The organism is Comamonas sp. wu1-DMT (assembly GCF_040187805.1).
GTDB classification, from domain to species: Bacteria; Pseudomonadota; Gammaproteobacteria; order Burkholderiales; family Burkholderiaceae_C; genus Comamonas; species Comamonas thiooxydans.
In genome coordinates, this window is record NZ_JBANEM010000013.1 from 73260 (window position 1) to 89171 (window position 15912).

Sequence of the window (15912 nt, forward strand, 5' to 3'; positions counted from 1 at the left end):
GGCAAGCTCAATGAACCTGGCGCAATCAACTTTACGACTGGGCACATCGGCCTCGCCTTGGAGTGGAGCGCGACTTCAAGCAGGCGCATAGTGCCTATGGCACAAACCAGGCAAAAGCTCTAGACTGGAACTGCCCACAAGCCAGGCGCAACCGCAGTTTCCAGCCTTTGCCAGCCTTGCACGCGTTGACCACTGCGGACTGCCTGAACTGCACAGGAGGTAAGCCATGCATGCCAACCTTATCCACCAGCCGTCTCACAAACGTCTTTGCTTGTTGCGTGCACTGGCGCTGGCCAGTCTGGCAATCGCCGGTCTGGCCCTGCCTTTTGCCTGGGACGTCCTGGCCAGCATCAACAGCATGCCCAAGATGCACTGGTTGCAACAGGCACTGGCGCAGGCTCCTGCCTTCAGTTGGCTGATGATGTTTGTCTGGGGCGGAGCCATACCGCTGGTCTTGCTCAAGAACATGGACCAGACGCCGTCACACAAGCTTCGCACCACGGTGGTGATGCTGGTCCTGATGTGGATCGCCGTCACCTGGTATGTGCACATGCCGGCCAGCAATCAGTGCAGCGCGCTTTATGGGTCCTGGGATTGGGCCTGCTCGGTTCTGCAATGGGGCTACAGCATGAGTCTGGTGCTGTCCATTGCAGCCTATGCCTTCCTCATGCTGGGCCTGATGGTTACGGCGCTGGGCCTGTTTGCCGAAGGCCTGGAAGATGAGCCCAGCCACGCGGCATGACCCGTCCAGCCATCAAAAAAGCCTGTGGCATGGCCACAGGCTTTTTGCTTTCTGCCCTCGCCTCAGGCCTTCATGCGCCCGAACAGTCGGCGGTAGCGTGAGGGTAGATCCTGCATGCGCATCATGATGGGCAGATCGGCCGTATTGAAGTCGCTGTCCCAGGCCGGCGCCCCCAGCACCTTGGCACCGGCACGCAGATAGCCCTGGATCAGCGCTGGCGGCTCGACCTTCAACGCATCTGCCGAGACATTGCTGATATGCGCCAACTCCTCGGGCAGGGCTACTCGGGGGCGCACCTGCAACTCGGGCTCGGCCAGATGGCTCTGGCGCAGTTGCTGCCAGATGCGTGCCGGACCTTCGCCATGGGCCAGGCCCGGGTACTGCATGGGAATGCTGGCGCAGCCCACCATGGCCTCGAGCCGGTTGCGCTGCATGAATTCGGCCAACGCCCCCCCAGAGCGCCAGAATCACGCCGCCCTGGCGATGCTCCGCATGCACGCAGCTGCGCCCCAGTTCGACCATCTGCGCCCGCCAGGCGTTGATGGGCGAGAGATCGAACTCCTGATCGCTGTACAAACCGCCGGCACGCTGGGCCTGGGCGGGGGTCAGCAGACGGTAGGTGCCGATCACCTTGTTCTGCTCTTCATCGCAGACCATCAGATGCTCGCAGAAATCGTCAAAGACATCGATGTCATGACCTGCCACGGGCGTCTGCAGCACAGCGCCCATTTCTTCGGCAAAGATCTGATAGCGTAGACGCTGGGCCTGGCGAACCTCGTCCAGATGCCGGGCCCAGCGCACCTGCAGGCGCAAAGCGGGCGCGGCAGGATGCACGGGACTGGCGGGACGATGGGAAAGCGAGGGAGCCGATGATGATGTCGTCGCGATGCTCTGGCCATTCAGCGCATCAAGAATCTCGGGATGCCTCATGTCTGCTTTCCTCCGGTGTTGGACGCAGTTGGCGGCCTGCCTGTGCCACACGGTGTGTCTGCGTGGCGTCATTGTGGAAAACGCAGATGAAGCCCGCGCGACATTTGAATGACGGTTGCATGACAAACCATGGCGGCCGCCATCCCTGCACAGAGAGCTGAATTGCCGCTCGGGATTGTGGTGAATGGGAAAGCCGGAGTGGGCGACAATCGGCATATGAGTTTCGCCCCCCTGACCAATGACACCTTCCTGCGCGCATGCCGTCGCCAGGCTACTGACTACACGCCCCTGTGGCTGATGCGCCAGGCGGGACGCTACCTGCCCGAGTACAAGGCCACCCGCGCCAAGGCCGGCAGCTTCATGGGCCTGGCCACCAATGTGGACTACGCCACCGAGGTGACCCTGCAGCCGCTGGATCGCTTCCCGCTGGACGCTGCCATTCTGTTCAGCGACATCCTGACCGTGCCCGACGCCATGGGCCTGGGCCTGTCGTTCGCCGAAGGCGAAGGTCCGCGCTTTGCCAAGGTGGTGCGCGACGAGGCCGCCGTGGCCGAGCTGGCCGTGCCCGACATGGACAAGCTGCGCTATGTGTTTGACGCCGTCACCAATATCCGCAAGGTGCTCAATGGCCGTGTACCGCTGATCGGCTTCTCGGGCAGCCCCTGGACTCTGGCCTGCTACATGACCGAGGGCAAGGGCAGCGATGACTACCGTACCGTCAAGTCGCTGATGTACTCGCGCCCCGACCTGATGCACCGCATCCTGGAAGTCAACGCCGACAGCGTGGCGGCCTACCTGAACGCCCAGATCGATGCCGGCGCACAGGCCGTGATGATTTTTGACAGCTGGGGCGGCGTGCTGGCCGACGGTGCTTTCCAGGAATTCAGCCTCGCCTATACCAAGCGCGTGCTGGCTCAGCTCAAGCGCACCGGCGTGGACGGCAGCGACGTGCCCCGCATCGTCTTCACCAAGGGCGGTGGCATCTGGCTGCCCGACATGAAGGACATCGACTGCGAAGTGCTGGGTCTGGACTGGACGGCCAATTTGGGCAAGGCGCGCGCCATCGTGGGCGGCGAGATCGGCGGCCCCGGCAAGGCGCTGCAGGGCAATATCGACCCGAATGTGCTGTTTGCCGCACCCGAGCAGGTCGCCGCCCAGGCGCGTGCCGTGCTGGACAGCTTTGGCAAGCCCCATACCGACAAGAGCACCACCGGCCCCACCCACATCTTCAATCTGGGTCACGGCATCAGCCAGTTCACCCCGCCCGAACATGTGGCCGCGCTGGTCGAAGCTGTGCACAGCCACTCGCGCCTGCTGCGCACAAAGGGCTGATTCCCCCTGCAACAACTGCCTTCCCAGGCATTTGTTGCAGAACAACGGGCCCCAATCACCCGATAAGATCAAATGGTTATTGAACGACAATTGCCACCCTGAGATGCAGCAGAGCGGCAGCAAATCATTGATTTCAAATCACTAAATCTCAGACCCTGAAAAATTCGGCGCCAGCAGTGCTTGGCGCTTTTTTATTTTTTCATCCACCTTGGCATCGATTGACGGAAGTTATCCACATATGAATGCTTCAAGATAACTGCATGCCTCATGGCTGCTGGCTCTAGTGCTATTTTTTGAGAAGTTAAGGACTTTGCACAGCGGTTTGGAAGCATTTAGGTTTAGGGAGCTTCTCGGTTGACAGTGACTCGCCGCCTGATTTATGCACAGATATGGCGAGGCAGACTCCCTGCCAACACTCCTCCGAAGCAAGCTCCTCATCGCCTCATGAATACATATAAGTCTTTGTTTTAAATAAATTAATTATTCAACCACTCAGCCATCCTGCCGGCTTACAAACACGAACAGGACTTGCTCAGGCCTTTCGCGCATATTGTTTCTCACAAAGTTATCCACAGAACGCAAAGCCTTTGCAGGCCTCAAAATCTGCTATAGCTCTGAGGAACCGCGGCCTCTGCAGCGCCTTCCCCCGATCCAACTCCATGTCCCATATCGTTTACGTTGCCGTCCAGACCCCTGCCCACAGCGCCGTAGGTGATCTGTTGAGCTACGTTAGCGATGCATGGCTGGAGCCCGGCAGCTTGGCGCGCGTTCCTCTGGGAAAAAGAGAGTTGCTGGGTGTGGTCTGGGATACGCCCGCCGCCCCCGAAGCCATTCCAGACGGGGTGGAACTGCGCAGCATTGCCGGCCTGCTGCAGGGCATAGAACCGCTGAACCAGGCCTGGCGACGCCTGGTGGCTTTTGCCGCGCACTATTACCAGCGCAGCTTGGGCGAGATCGCCGTCACCGCCTTGCCGCCTCAATTGCGCGATATGTCGCCCGAACAACTGGCGCGGCGGCTGACTCCGCCCAAGACAGCCAAGACGCCAGCCGGCAAGCGCAAGAAGACACAAGTCGCTGAAGCAGCACAAGCGAGCACCGAGACGATGGCTCACACGCAGGACGCCAGCAGCGCAACGCCTTTGCTCGCCCTCAGTGCCGAACAATCGGCGGTTTTCGAGCAAATTGAGCAAAACCCCGGCCCGTTCCTGCTCTACGGCAGCACTGGCAGCGGCAAGACCGAGGTTTATCTACGTGCAGTGCAAGCCGTGCTGGATGCCAACCCGGAGGCTCAAGCCCTGGTGATGGTGCCCGAGATCAACCTCACGCCTCAGCTGGAAGAGCGATTTGTCGCCCGCTTCGTGCCTCAGTACGGCAAGGACGCCGTAGTCAGTATGCACAGCGGCATGACCAACCCGCAGCGTCTCAAAAGCTGGCTGGCCGCTCACACGGGCCGCGCCCGCATCGTGCTGGGTACGCGCATGGCTATTTTTGCCAGCGTGCCGCAACTGGCGCTGATCGTGGTCGACGAGGAGCATGACGCCAGCTACAAGCAGCAGGAAGGGGCACGCTATTCGGCACGCGATCTGGCCATCTGGCGCGGGCGCGATACCGGCGCCAAGGTCATTCTGGGCAGCGCCACACCGTCGCTGGAGAGCTGGCATGCCTCGGAACCCGATGTCGGCCGCTACCTGCGCCTGCATATGCCCAGCCGTATCGGCGCGGCCAGCATTGGCGCGGCCGGCTCAGGCGCGGCCAGCCTTCCCAGGGTGAGAATGGTGGACATGGGCCAGCAACCCAAACGCGCCGTGTTCTCGCCGCCGCTGATCGAGGCCATCACCGAGCGCGTCAAACGCGGCGAGCAAAGCCTGATTCTGCTCAACCGCCGCGGCTTTGCCCCCGTGCTGTTCTGCGCCGACTGCAACTGGAAGAGCGACTGCCCCCATTGCAGCGCTCACCAGGTCTTTCACAAGGGCGACCGCACGCTGCGCTGCCACCACTGCGGCTTTACCCAGCGTGTGCCGTTTGCCTGCCCCAGCTGCGGCAACCCCGACATCCTGCCGCTGGGCAAGGGCACGGAGCAGTTGCAGGAAGAGCTGGAGCGGCTGCTGCGCAATGTGCAGCGTCCCGACGGCAATCCGGCCCGCGTGGCGCGCATCGACGCCGACACCACCAAGGCCAAGGGCAGCCTGGAGCAGCAGCTGGCCCAGGTGCATGCCGGCGATGTGGATGTGCTGGTAGGCACCCAGATGGTGGCCAAGGGCCATGACTTTCGGCGCATCACGCTGGTGGCGGCCGTGCAACCCGACAGCGCGCTGTACTCCAGCGACTATCGCGCCCCGGAGCGGCTGTTCTGCCTGCTGATGCAGGCCGCCGGGCGTGCCGGGCGCGACGCGCAATATGTGAAGGCCCAGGGCAGCCATCCGGAAATGTGGATTCAAAGCCACGACCCGCAAAACGCCGTCTACACCGCACTGCGCAAGCATGACTACCCGGCGTTTGCCAGGCAGCAGCTCAAGGAACGGCTGGATGCCGGCATGCCGCCCTATGCCTTTCAGGCCATAGTCCGGGCCGATGCACGCACCCAGGAAGCCGCCCAGGCCTTTCTGAATGCCGCCACCCAGGTCGCCAGAGAGGCCAAGCTGCCTTATCTGGACGAAGTGTTCATCTACCCGCCCATCCCCATGGCGGTGCAGCGCGTGGCCAATGTGGAGCGTGCCCAGATGCTGCTGGAAGCCGGCAACCGCAGCGCCCTGCTGCGCTTTCTGAATGCCTGGCAGCAGTATCTGCACTGGCTGCGCACTCTGCCCGAGCACAGGCCGCTGGTGCGCTGGCTGGTGGATGTGGATCCGCTCAGCATTTAAAGTCGTCTGAAGTTTAAGGTTTTTAGCTCTTTAGCCCTTTACCCATAAGCGCTAACAGCTATCAATTTATATAAACCGCAGGCGCTTGGCAAATCCATCGGGATTTGCGCGAATGGGCAAGCCGGCATGGCTATTGCATGGTGTGAAGCTCGGCTCCACAAGAGGCCGTTTCATTCAATCACGGAGCACTACTTCATGCAAAAACAAGTCTTCCGCCAGTCCTTGCTGGCCGCCACCATTGCCGTTCTGGGCGTTCTGTCCGCCCCCGGCGCAGCCCTGGCGCAGGATGCATCGCCTGCGGCCGCGCAGGCGGCCAAGGCGCAGGCAGCCAAGCCCAATGTGGTGGTGCTGGCCACGGGCGGCACGATTGCGGGTGCCGGTGCCTCGACCGTCAACAGCGCTACCTACACGGCCGCCAAGGTACCTGTGGACAAGCTGCTGGCCGGCCTGCCCGAGCTGGCCCAGATCGCCAATGTGCGCGGCGAGCAGGTGTTCCAGATCGCTTCCGAGAGCTTCACCAACGACAATCTGCTGACCCTGGCCAAGCGCGTCTCGCAACTGGCCAAGCAGTCCGATGTGGACGGCATCGTCATCACCCACGGCACGGACACGCTGGCCGAGACGGCCTACTTCCTGAGCCTGACCGTGCACACCGACAAGCCCATTGCCGTGGTCGGCAGCATGCGTCCGGGCACGGCCCTGTCCGCCGATGGCGCACTGAACCTGGTCAATGCCGTCAGCGTGGCTGGCTCCAAGGACGCCAGGGGCAAGGGCGTCTTCGTCACCATGAATGACGAGATCAACACCGCCCGCGATGTGAACAAGGACATCAATATCCAGACCGGTGCCTTCAAGAGCCAGTGGGGCCCGCTGGGCATGGTGGTCGAGGGCAAGAACTACTGGTTCCGCGCGCCCGTCAAGCGCCACACCATGAACTCCGAGTTCAATATCGACAACATCGACAAGCTGCCTCAGGTGGACATCGTCTATGCCTACGGCAGCGTCCAGCCCACGGCCGTGAATGCCCTGGTCGATGCTGGCGCCAAGGCCATCGTCCATGCCGGCACCGGCAATGGCTCGGTCGCCGACCGCATGGTCAAGCCGCTGCAGGATGCCCGCGGCAAGGGCGTGCTCATCGTGCGTTCGTCACGCGTGCCCTACGGCTTTGTGCTGCGCAATGCCGAGCAGCCCGACGACAAGTACGACTGGGTGGTCGCCCACGATATGCGCCCCGAAAAAGCACGCCTGCTGACCATGCTGGCGCTGACCAAGGGCGCCAACACCAAGGAACTGCAGCGGATGTTCTGGGAGTATTGAGCACTCCCCCCCCTGAGGCGCTTCGCGCCTTCCCCCTCTCTCTTCGGGAGGGGGACGACACCTTCGGTGCGGGACGTCCCTTCCTCGGTGTCTCTTTGTTGGGGTGTGCTTGATCTACGGCTTTTAGCCAAAACAGCGGTTTGCGCAGGCTGGTCTTGCGCAAATCGCTATTGTTTTTGATCAGGTCATCAGCGCCACGGCAGCGGAGAAGCTGAGAAAGGCCAGGCTGGTCGATACCAGGATGATGCGGGCCACGCGGCCGCTGTGGGCGCCGTAGCGCTCGGTCAACAGCGATACATTGCTGGCGGACGGCAGGGCTGCCAGCAGCACCAGCACCACCAGGGTTTCGTGCTGAAGCCCCAAGCCCATGGAGATTGCGGCCAATCCGACGGCCCAGACCAGCAGCGGGTGGACGACCAGTTTGGCCAGCGCGATCGGTACATAGTCGCGCGCTGCCACGCGCTCGTGGCTGTTCATCTGCGAGCGCGCCAGCACCGCGCCTATGGTGAACAAGGCCACCGGCGAAGCCGCTGCAGCCAGCATGGACACGGTCTTGTCCACCGGGCCGGGCAATACCCAACCCATGGCGGATGCCAGGCCGCCCAGCAGAATCGACCAGGGCATGGGGTTGGACGCCATGCCCTTGAGCGAATTGCGCACTGCCAGCCAGATTCCTTGCCCTCCCGCCAGATCGAGCCGCGACAGCGCAATGCAGGCCGAGGTGGTGAGGACCATGTCGATGGCCATGGTCACGATCACTGGCCCCGCACTCTGCGCGCCCAGCAGCGCCGCCAGCATGGGGACGCCCATGAAGCCGGTGTTCGGAAAAGCAGCGACCAGTGCACCGAATGCGGCATCGTTCCAGCCCAGGCGTGCGTGTGTCAGCAGCACGGTCGCCCCCACCATCAGCACCGCACAGAGCAGATAGACCAGGGTGACGTTGATGTCGAGCAGCTGATGAATCGGTGTCTGCGCGCCAAAGCGGTACAGCATGCAAGGCAGCGCGAAGTACAGCACAAAGGCATTGAGGCCGGGGATGGACGCCTGGGGCAGGATGCCGCGCCATGTGGCGACAAAGCCGCAAGCCACCAGGGCAAAGAAGGGAAAGGTGATGAGTAGAACGGACAACACGCACAAATTGTGACAGCGCCCGGCTCCAGCCCTCTCACGGCCTTCGATGAAAATTTTTCAGTGCAGACCTATCCAAAAACAAAGCCTGCGCAAGGCAGGCTGCTGTGACAGGTACAAGGACAGCGCGTCAGAGCTTGAGCTCCTTTTCCACATCTGCAGTCTTGCGGCGCGCCAGCGCCAGGTTGGCACGCGCCTTGTCCAGCACCAGATAGAAGAACACGCCGTCATTGGCGGCAACGGGACGGATGATGTGATATTGCTTGCCCAGAGTGATCAGTATGTCGTCAATCTGGTCGTTGAGATTGAGCATGCGCATGGTCTTGATCTTGGCACGCACGACCTCGGTGTTGCCGGCCGCGGCCAGCTCCATGTCCACGCCGCCGCCTACGCTGCCCATCAGCATGCCGCTGGCGCTGTCCACGAGGGCGCCGCAGACAGCACCGTCTGCGGTCATCAGAGCGTTCAGAGAATCCTGGATAGAGGCCATAAATCCACCTTTTGAAAAAGCAAGACAAGGAACTCGTGCGCCAGATGCGCACCCACTCAGACTCAGAACTCCAGTGAACCTGTGATCAAGAGGGCAGGTACCCTGTGGCAACCTCGCCAGCCGCCCAGAGCGCGCGACCCAGCAAGGCGTTCTGATCCACCACCAGGCAGAGAACGGCCGGGAAAGAGCCGTTCACCGCCTGGAAGACCACCGTGCCCGACTCCGTCTCGAAGGTCAGGCGCTTGCAATCCCTGTGTCCGATCTCATTGGCCACGGCCTTGGCCATGGCCATGAGCGAGCCCGCCATGGCCGACAGTCGTTCGGTCGGCAGATCGCTGCGAATGCGCAGCGCTGAAATCTCGAAACCGTCAGGGGTACAGAGCAAGGCGATGTGGACGCCCGCCACCGGGGCGACCACACGCGCCAGGATTTCCTGACCTGCCTCCACGGCATGTGGCGGAATCACGAGGGAGGTATGGGTCTTCATAGAGTCTGACTTTGCAAGGAGAGCAGCGATGCCAGCACGCTCAGGGCATCCAGCATCTGCTGGCGATCACGTGGATCAGCCTCAACAAGCGGGGTGAGGTCATGGCCTTTGGCAACCAGGGCGGAGCTGAATGCCTCCAGCCTTGCTCCGCTGGCGGGACGGCAACTGAGAATGACCATCAAAGGTGCCTGGTCCAGCTCTGCGATCCCCGTCAGCATCTCGCAGGCGTAGTCCACCGCGCCCGCATCGTTGACGTCCACCATCAGCAGCGCTCCCACCGATGCAGAAAGCACCCAGCGGCGCACGAAATCAAAACGATCCTGACCGGGGCTGCCTACCAGCTGCAGTCTCTCGCCAGAGCCCAGATCGATCTCGCCAAACTCCGCACCGACCGTGGTGAACTCCTTGCTGTGCGTCGCCTTGTCCAGGTTGCGCACATCGCTGCCTGCCATGAATTCCCCGCACAGGCTGCGCAGCGCCGTGGTCTTGCCTATGCCCATGGGCCCCAGCAGACTCACCCGCAGCAGACCCTGGCCGGGCTGCATGGGCATGAAAGATGTCATGTACGTCCTCCACGGGTAATCCAGCCCGTCAGCTTGCTGAGCCATTGACGCGTCACGGAAGCGGCGGGCTGCTTCTGGGCAATTGATTTCTGTGCAGCGGAGGGTTCCTCGGAGCCGCGCAGACTACAGCGCAGGACTGCCTGAATCTGAGGCAGGGACAGCAGGGTCGATAGTTGCGACATCTCAATGCCGGCGTGCTCGGCCAGCGATCTGGCATTGATAGGCCCACGCGCGAGCAGCGCCAGCGCACGCATGTTCTGCGCGCTGTTGACGCTGCCAGGCAAAGCAACCCAGGATTTGATTTGAAAGCAATGCGTACAGTCGACTCCCTGCGACTGAAGCTCTTGCAAGGCACGCTGCAGCGGCAGGGGCTCACCGGCCCTGTGCCGGGCTCTCCAGTCCATGAGGAAAACCGCGGCACGGTCGAGCATGTCGATCAGGTCGGACAGCGTGAAGTCCACATCAAGATGTACTGCCCAGCCCTGGGAAGAACGCCCCAGCGGCTGCATGGCCGGCTCGCCGCCGAGATAGACCACACAAGGAGCTCTCGCCTCGGCCCTGACCAGCAGGCTCTCCAGCCCTTCGATCACCAGCACTTCGGCCGCATGGCGTGGAACCTGACGCCAGCCGGAAAGCGACTTGCGCGCGGCCACGGCGAACAGCGCTTCAAAGCGCTGCTGCACGGCAGGCGTCCAAAGTTCTGCGGCCAAGCTCACTTCATCGATGGTTCTCGCCATGCACAACACCCTGAGGGTTGAGGAAAAGACAATGAATCCCTCAACCATCGAAAATTCGCTGGCGCTGTCGGGATCAAGGCCGGACACGATGCAATCTTCACGCTACAAAACTAACACCTTATTACAACAATTATTCAGATAACAGGAGAGTGCACGTGTAGGTGAAACGCTCGCTGAGTCCCTGATTTTTGTCAGTTGTGAACGCTGTCATCAGGGCTCTTCACAGCGAAGCGGTATGCTCCCAGTCCTTGTTTTTGATGATGGGTCACTCTGCTTCATGTCTGCTGGTCTCAACCTCGCTCAGCTCCAGGCCGTGCATTACACCGAAGGTCCATGCCTTGTTCTGGCAGGCGCCGGCTCGGGCAAGACCCGTGTGATTACGCACAAGATAGGCCGTCTGATCGAAACCGGTCTGGCGCCACGCCGCATTGCCGCTATCACTTTTACCAACAAGGCCGCCGCCGAAATGCGCGAACGCGCCGCAGGTCTGATCGGCCGCCAGGCCAAGGAAGTGCTGATCTGCACCTTCCACTCGCTAGGCGTGCGCATGGTGCGCGAGGACGGCCACATCCTCGGTCTCAAGCCCCAGTTCAGCATTCTGGACACCGACGATGTCACCGGCATCCTCAAGGACTGCGCGGGCGGCACCACCGATGTGGCGACGGCCCGCCAGTGGCAGTGGACCATCAGCGGCTGGAAGAATCAGGGCTGGGACAGCCGCAAGGCCCTGGCCATGGCCCAGGACGACAACGAGCGCAGCACCGCTCTCATCATGCAGCGCTATGAAGAGCGCCTGACCGCCTACCAGAGCGTGGACTTCGACGACCTGATCGGCATGCCCATGCGCCTGCTGCGCGGCCACCCCGAGGTGCGCGAAAAATGGCAACGCCTGCTGGGCCATGTGCTGGTGGACGAATATCAGGACACCAATGCCACGCAATACGAGCTGCTCAAATTCCTGGTGGGCGAGCGCGCCCACTTCACGGCCGTGGGTGACGACGATCAGTCGATCTACGGCTGGCGCGGCGCCACGCTGGACAACCTCAGGAAGCTGCCCGTGGACTTTCCGCAGCTCAAGGTCATCAAGCTGGAGCAGAACTACCGCTCCACCAGCGCCATCCTGCGCGCCGCCAACAATGTGATCGGCCCCAACCCCAAGCTGTTTCCCAAGACACTGTTTTCGGAACTCGGCGAGGGCGAACCCGTGCGCATCGTCGACTGCGACACCGAAGAGCACGAGGCCGAGCGTGCCGTGGCCCGCATTCAGAGCCTGCGCGCCAATATGAACCCGCAGCCCGCGTGGAAGGACTTCGCCATCCTCTACCGCGCCAACCACCAGGCCAAGCCCTTCGAGAAGGCGCTGCGCAAGGCCAACATCCCCTACAAGGTCTCGGGCGGCACCAGCTTTTTCGACCGCGCCGAGATCAAGGACCTGTGCGCCTGGTTCCGCCTCTGGATCAACAACGACGACGACCCGGCTTTTCTGCGCTCCATAGGCACGCCCAAGCGCGGCATCGGTCACACCACGCTGGGCAAGCTCGGGGAGTTCTCCGCTGCGCACAAGCTCAGCATGTTCGGCTCGCTGTTCAATGCCATGCTGGAGGAGGCGCTGCCGCGCAAGGCCTTCGAAAGCCTGCTGGAATTCGGCCGCTATATCAACGACCTGGAATACCGTGCCCGCCACACCCTGGGCTTTGAAGCCTCGCGCAGCTTTCTGATCGACTGGCTCAAGGAAATTGGCTACGAACAGTATCTGTATGACAGCGAGGACAGCGAGTCCGTCGCCGCCGCGCGCTGGAGCAATGTGCTGGAGTTCTGTGACTGGATGGCCCAGCGCGCTGGCGGCCAGATAGAAGATGCTGCAGGCGCCGGCACCCAGACCGAGGTCAAGAGCCTGCTGGAGGTCTCGCAGAACATTGCCCTGCTCTCCACCATCAGCGAGCGCGAAAAGGAGCAGGACATGGTCGTGCTCTCCACCCTCCACGCGTCCAAGGGTCTGGAATGGCCCCATGTCATGCAGGTCGGCGTGACCGAGGGCATGCTGCCATTCAAGCTGGACGATGACGATGGCAAGCAGCAGCAGGTCAGCGATGAAACGGCAGCGCGGCTGCAGGAAGAGCGCCGCCTGATGTATGTGGGCATCACCCGCGCCCAGCGCACGCTGGCCGTGAGCTGGACCAAGCGCCGCAAAAAAGGCCGCGAGATGGTGGCCTGCCAGCCCAGCCGCTTCATCAAGGAAATGGGCCTCGATGCGGCCACGGCCAAGGAAGACCCGCGCGAGAAGCTGCGCAAGCTGCGCGAAGAATTTGCCGCGCGCAAGAACCAGGCGGCGCCAGGCGCCGCCAACTGATGACTCCACATGACTTTGAGATCTTTGATTTTCATAGCTGCCAGCGCTTTCTCCATAACAGCTTGCGCGCAGTTTGACTCCAAGCCTGTCAGCACTTGCGCGCGAGACTGGCAGATGAGCGACAAGCAGCTGCAAGGCGTATGGACGGGCTCCGTCGCCGGCAGTGAGGAAACCGCCCGCATGGTGCTGGGCCCGCATCCCGAATGGGAAGGCAATGTCAAAGGCAGCGTCAGCCGCCTGGGCAGCAGCCATCCCATGGTGGGCGATGTGAACGAGGGTACGGTCACTCTTGAAGAAAGCGCAGACGGCTCACGCATCACCGGCACCTGGCTGGGCGAAGTGGTCGAGGGCAGTTGCGGTACAGAAATTCACGGCAGTTACCAGGAGGGAGAAAATGTTCCACCACGTGCGTTCATCATGCGCAAGGCCCAACCCTGAGCAGGGCTGGGTGTTGCCAACCGCAACCGGCCTGTGCATTGATTGACCCATGAGTATTCGCTTCTTTACCCCGCCCCCCCCTGACCCTGAGCATCGGCCTGGCACTGGTCGGCGGCCTGAACCCAACCACCGCCAGCAGCGCGGAACTGCCGCCCCCCGAAAGCTGGCAGCAATGTGCTGCCACCACCAGCAACAACGACCGCCTGGCCTGCTTTGATGCCTGGGCACACAAGCAAGGCCCGGCGGTTGCGCCCCCGGCCACCGGTTGGAGTGCACCTGCAGCCAGCGCACAAGCTGCGCCGGCTCTCACTGCCGCTACCGCCTCGGCGAACGATGCCGCGCCCGCCAGTGCGGCTGGGGCGACTGTCGCCAGCGCCGACAGCGGCCTGGGTCTCTCACCCAACAACGGCGGCTGCCGCGATCCGCGCTACACCGAGGTGTCGCGCTACTTCGAGCTGGAGCCCGGCACGGACTGCGGCACTTTCAACTTCCGCGGCTACCGTCCCATGTCGGTCTCCGTGGTCGTGGGCGACGAGGTCAATCAGCAGCCCTATTCGCCCAGCCGCGGCCTGGCGACCGAGCAGCCCTACCAGAAGCACGAGATGCGCCTGCAGCTCTCGGCCCGCACCAAGATTGCCTCCGGCCTGCTGACCGGCCCCACCTCGAAGGGCAAGGATTCGCTGTGGTTCGGCTATACCCAGCAGTCCTACTGGCAGCTGTTCAACGGCGATATCTCGCGGCCCTTCCGCACCACCGACCACGAGCCCGAGGTGTTCTACGTCTACCCGACGGACGCCCAGCTGCCGCTGGGCTGGCGCTGGCGCTACTCGGGCATAGGCATAGCTCATCAGTCGAACGGCCAGAGCAACCCGCTGTCGCGCAGCTGGAACCGCTGGTATCTGATGACCGGCGCCGAGCTGGGCAACCGCTGGCAGCTGCATCTGAAGGCCTGGCAGCGCATGAAGGAGAGCGCGCTCGAGGACGACAACCCCCACATCCAGGACTACATCGGTCGCGGTGAAGTCAAGCTGGGCTGGAACGTCAACGAGCAGAACTATCTGGGCCTGACTGCACGCGGTTCGCTGGGCCAGGGCAAGGGCTCCGGTCGTATCGAGTGGCTGCGCACCCTGGGCGAAGGCTGGAACGGCGGCAAGAGCAATCTGCGCCTGCATGTTCAGCTGTTCAGCGGCTATGGCGACAGTCTGATCGACTACAACAACAAGCGCACGGTACTCAGCGTGGGCCTGAGCCTGCTGGACTTCTGAAGCCGGCCTGGTCCGCAGCCGCTGGGCCGAGCCGTGATTTACGCCAGAAAGCCAGAAGCCCGGGCCTGAGCCACTAGCAACTCGGTAAACCGCGCATAGCCTGCGGCATTGGCATGCACCTGATCGGCGCGCAAGGCGCTATTGCCCAGCACCTCGCTCCAGGCATCGGCCAGCAATGCCACCCGGTTGTCCTTGGCCAAGGTTTGGTAGATGGAGTGATCCTTCATGCGCCCCGTCAACGCTGCACTCAGGCTCAGCTCCGGCACGGCCACCAGCAGCACGGGCGTCGCCCTGGCTTTGCACAGCTGCAGCATGCGCGTGATCTCGCCTTGCACAACTTGCTCGCTCCTGCGCTGCAGCCAGTCGTTGCCACCGGCGCACAGAATCGCCAGCGATGGCCCGTGCTCATCGAGCAGCCCCGGCAGACGGTCCGCAATCTGCTTGCTGGTCTCGCCCGAAATACCTGCATTCACCACCTTCCAACCCGTGCGCTCGGCCAGCAGGCTGGGGTAGCCGGCATCTGCGCTGGCTCCAACACCTTGCGTCAAGGAGTCACCAAGCGCCAGCACGGTAGCCCCGGCAGGAACGGCTGCGGCCTTGGGCGTCTTCTTGCCACAGGCGCTTAGCAGCATGGCACCACCTGTCAGCAATGCTGCGGCACGCATGCATTGAAGAACATGGCGTCGGTACGGGTCAAATATCGGCTTCATGGCATCTCGCAAAACAGCGGGTGTGCAACGGCTGGAGGGCAGCGCGAGGATAGCCCAGCCTCCGCCGCCTCCATGCAAGCCGCGTTGCACAACGGTAAGACTGCAAAGCAGCAGCCGTAAAAAACCGCTGCGCCCAAGGCCCAGCGGCTATGCGTGCGCAGATTGCCAATCAGTCGGGCACGACTGCAGTCACCTCGATCTCCACCTTGGCCCGGTCCTCGATCAAGGCAGCCACCTGCACGGCCGTCATGGCCACGCTGAATGAACCGATCAGTTCGCGATAGGCCTTGCCGATCTCGGCCTGCTGCGCCAGATACTCCTTCTTGTCGGTGATATACCAGGTCATGCGCACGATATGTTCAGGCTTGGCTCCACCGGCCTGCAGCACCTCGACGATATTGTGCAGAGCCTGTCTGGCCTGCGCCGCGAGGTCGTCAGTATGAAACCGACCTTCGGCGTCCCAGCCTATCATGCCGGCCACATAGATCTGGCGGCCGCTGACGGCCACGCCATTCGCATATCCCTTGGGCCGGGGCCAGCCCGGAGGCAGCAGTACTTGCAT

At 62.5% G+C, this 15912-nt stretch carries 14 protein-coding genes and 1 pseudogene; 7 read left to right on the forward strand and 8 right to left on the reverse strand.

From position 1 onward, the window contains the following. The first annotated feature begins 226 nt into the window (after positions 1 to 226). Entirely contained in the window at positions 227 to 742 is a 516-nt protein-coding gene (locus V8Z78_RS18525) for a hypothetical protein (RefSeq protein WP_003065569.1), read from the forward strand. Positions 743 to 804: 62 nt separating this feature from the next. Here V8Z78_RS18525 and V8Z78_RS18530 read toward each other — a convergent pair. Further along, a pseudogene (locus V8Z78_RS18530) lies at positions 805 to 1672 on the reverse strand (GNAT family N-acetyltransferase). A gap of 216 nt (positions 1673 to 1888) precedes the next feature. Here V8Z78_RS18530 and hemE point away from each other — a divergent pair. From hemE to V8Z78_RS18545, 3 genes are all read left to right on the forward strand, one after another. Continuing rightward, positions 1889 to 3004: a uroporphyrinogen decarboxylase gene (gene hemE, locus V8Z78_RS18535; protein WP_003065572.1), complete on the forward strand. Its 1116-nt coding sequence runs from the start codon at positions 1889 to 1891 to the stop codon at positions 3002 to 3004. Between the two features lie 659 nt (positions 3005 to 3663). Then, complete coding sequence (gene priA / locus V8Z78_RS18540; protein WP_349731888.1) at positions 3664 to 5865, forward strand: replication restart helicase PriA; 2202 nt, start codon at positions 3664 to 3666, stop codon at positions 5863 to 5865. A gap of 195 nt (positions 5866 to 6060) precedes the next feature. Continuing rightward, on the forward strand, positions 6061 to 7182 hold the full coding sequence (locus V8Z78_RS18545) for an asparaginase (protein ID WP_003065578.1): 1122 nt from the start codon (positions 6061 to 6063) through the stop codon (positions 7180 to 7182). Between the two features lie 180 nt (positions 7183 to 7362). Here the strand turns inward: V8Z78_RS18545 and V8Z78_RS18550 are convergent, their stop codons facing one another. From V8Z78_RS18550 to V8Z78_RS18570, 5 genes are all read right to left on the reverse strand, one after another. Continuing rightward, positions 7363 to 8313, reverse strand: coding sequence for an AEC family transporter (locus V8Z78_RS18550; protein WP_012836828.1), 951 nt, complete (start codon positions 8311 to 8313; stop codon positions 7363 to 7365). 127 nt (positions 8314 to 8440) lie between these two features. Next, the gene (locus V8Z78_RS18555; RefSeq protein ID WP_003065585.1) at positions 8441 to 8800 is read right to left on the reverse strand and encodes a hypothetical protein; all 360 of its coding nucleotides are present in this window, start codon (positions 8798 to 8800) and stop codon (positions 8441 to 8443) included. An 85-nt stretch (positions 8801 to 8885) separates the two neighbouring features. Then, the gene (locus tag V8Z78_RS18560) at positions 8886 to 9287 is read right to left on the reverse strand and encodes a roadblock/LC7 domain-containing protein (protein ID WP_003065588.1); all 402 of its coding nucleotides are present in this window, start codon (positions 9285 to 9287) and stop codon (positions 8886 to 8888) included. After that, positions 9284 to 9850, reverse strand: a complete 567-nt coding sequence (locus V8Z78_RS18565) for a GTP-binding protein (RefSeq protein ID WP_003065591.1) — start codon at positions 9848 to 9850, stop codon at positions 9284 to 9286. The genes V8Z78_RS18560 and V8Z78_RS18565 overlap by 4 nt, the downstream gene beginning before the upstream one ends. After that, positions 9847 to 10635 carry a hypothetical protein gene (locus tag V8Z78_RS18570; RefSeq protein WP_349731894.1) on the reverse strand — a complete coding sequence of 263 codons (789 nt, stop codon included), beginning with the start codon at positions 10633 to 10635 and terminating at the stop codon, positions 9847 to 9849. Before V8Z78_RS18570 ends, V8Z78_RS18565 begins: the two co-directional genes overlap by 4 nt. A gap of 229 nt (positions 10636 to 10864) precedes the next feature. Between V8Z78_RS18570 and V8Z78_RS18575 the strand changes: the two genes are divergently transcribed. The 3 genes from V8Z78_RS18575 to V8Z78_RS18585 all read left to right on the forward strand — a co-directional run bounded on the left by V8Z78_RS18575 (position 10865) and on the right by V8Z78_RS18585 (position 14640). Beyond that, complete coding sequence (locus V8Z78_RS18575) at positions 10865 to 12937, forward strand: ATP-dependent helicase (protein WP_003065596.1); 2073 nt, start codon at positions 10865 to 10867, stop codon at positions 12935 to 12937. A 114-nt stretch (positions 12938 to 13051) separates the two neighbouring features. Further along, positions 13052 to 13375, forward strand: coding sequence for a hypothetical protein (locus tag V8Z78_RS18580; protein ID WP_003065599.1), 324 nt, complete (start codon positions 13052 to 13054; stop codon positions 13373 to 13375). Positions 13376 to 13455: 80 nt separating this feature from the next. After that, positions 13456 to 14640 (forward strand): phospholipase A, encoded by a 1185-nt coding sequence (locus V8Z78_RS18585; RefSeq protein WP_502878862.1) that lies wholly within the window; start codon positions 13456 to 13458, stop codon positions 14638 to 14640. Between the two features lie 38 nt (positions 14641 to 14678). Here V8Z78_RS18585 and V8Z78_RS18590 read toward each other — a convergent pair whose 3' ends face one another. After that, complete coding sequence (locus V8Z78_RS18590) at positions 14679 to 15350, reverse strand: GDSL-type esterase/lipase family protein (protein WP_080771293.1); 672 nt, start codon at positions 15348 to 15350, stop codon at positions 14679 to 14681. Positions 15351 to 15519: 169 nt separating this feature from the next. Continuing rightward, positions 15520 to 15912 (reverse strand): RidA family protein, encoded by a 393-nt coding sequence (locus V8Z78_RS18595; RefSeq protein WP_003065607.1) that lies wholly within the window; start codon positions 15910 to 15912, stop codon positions 15520 to 15522.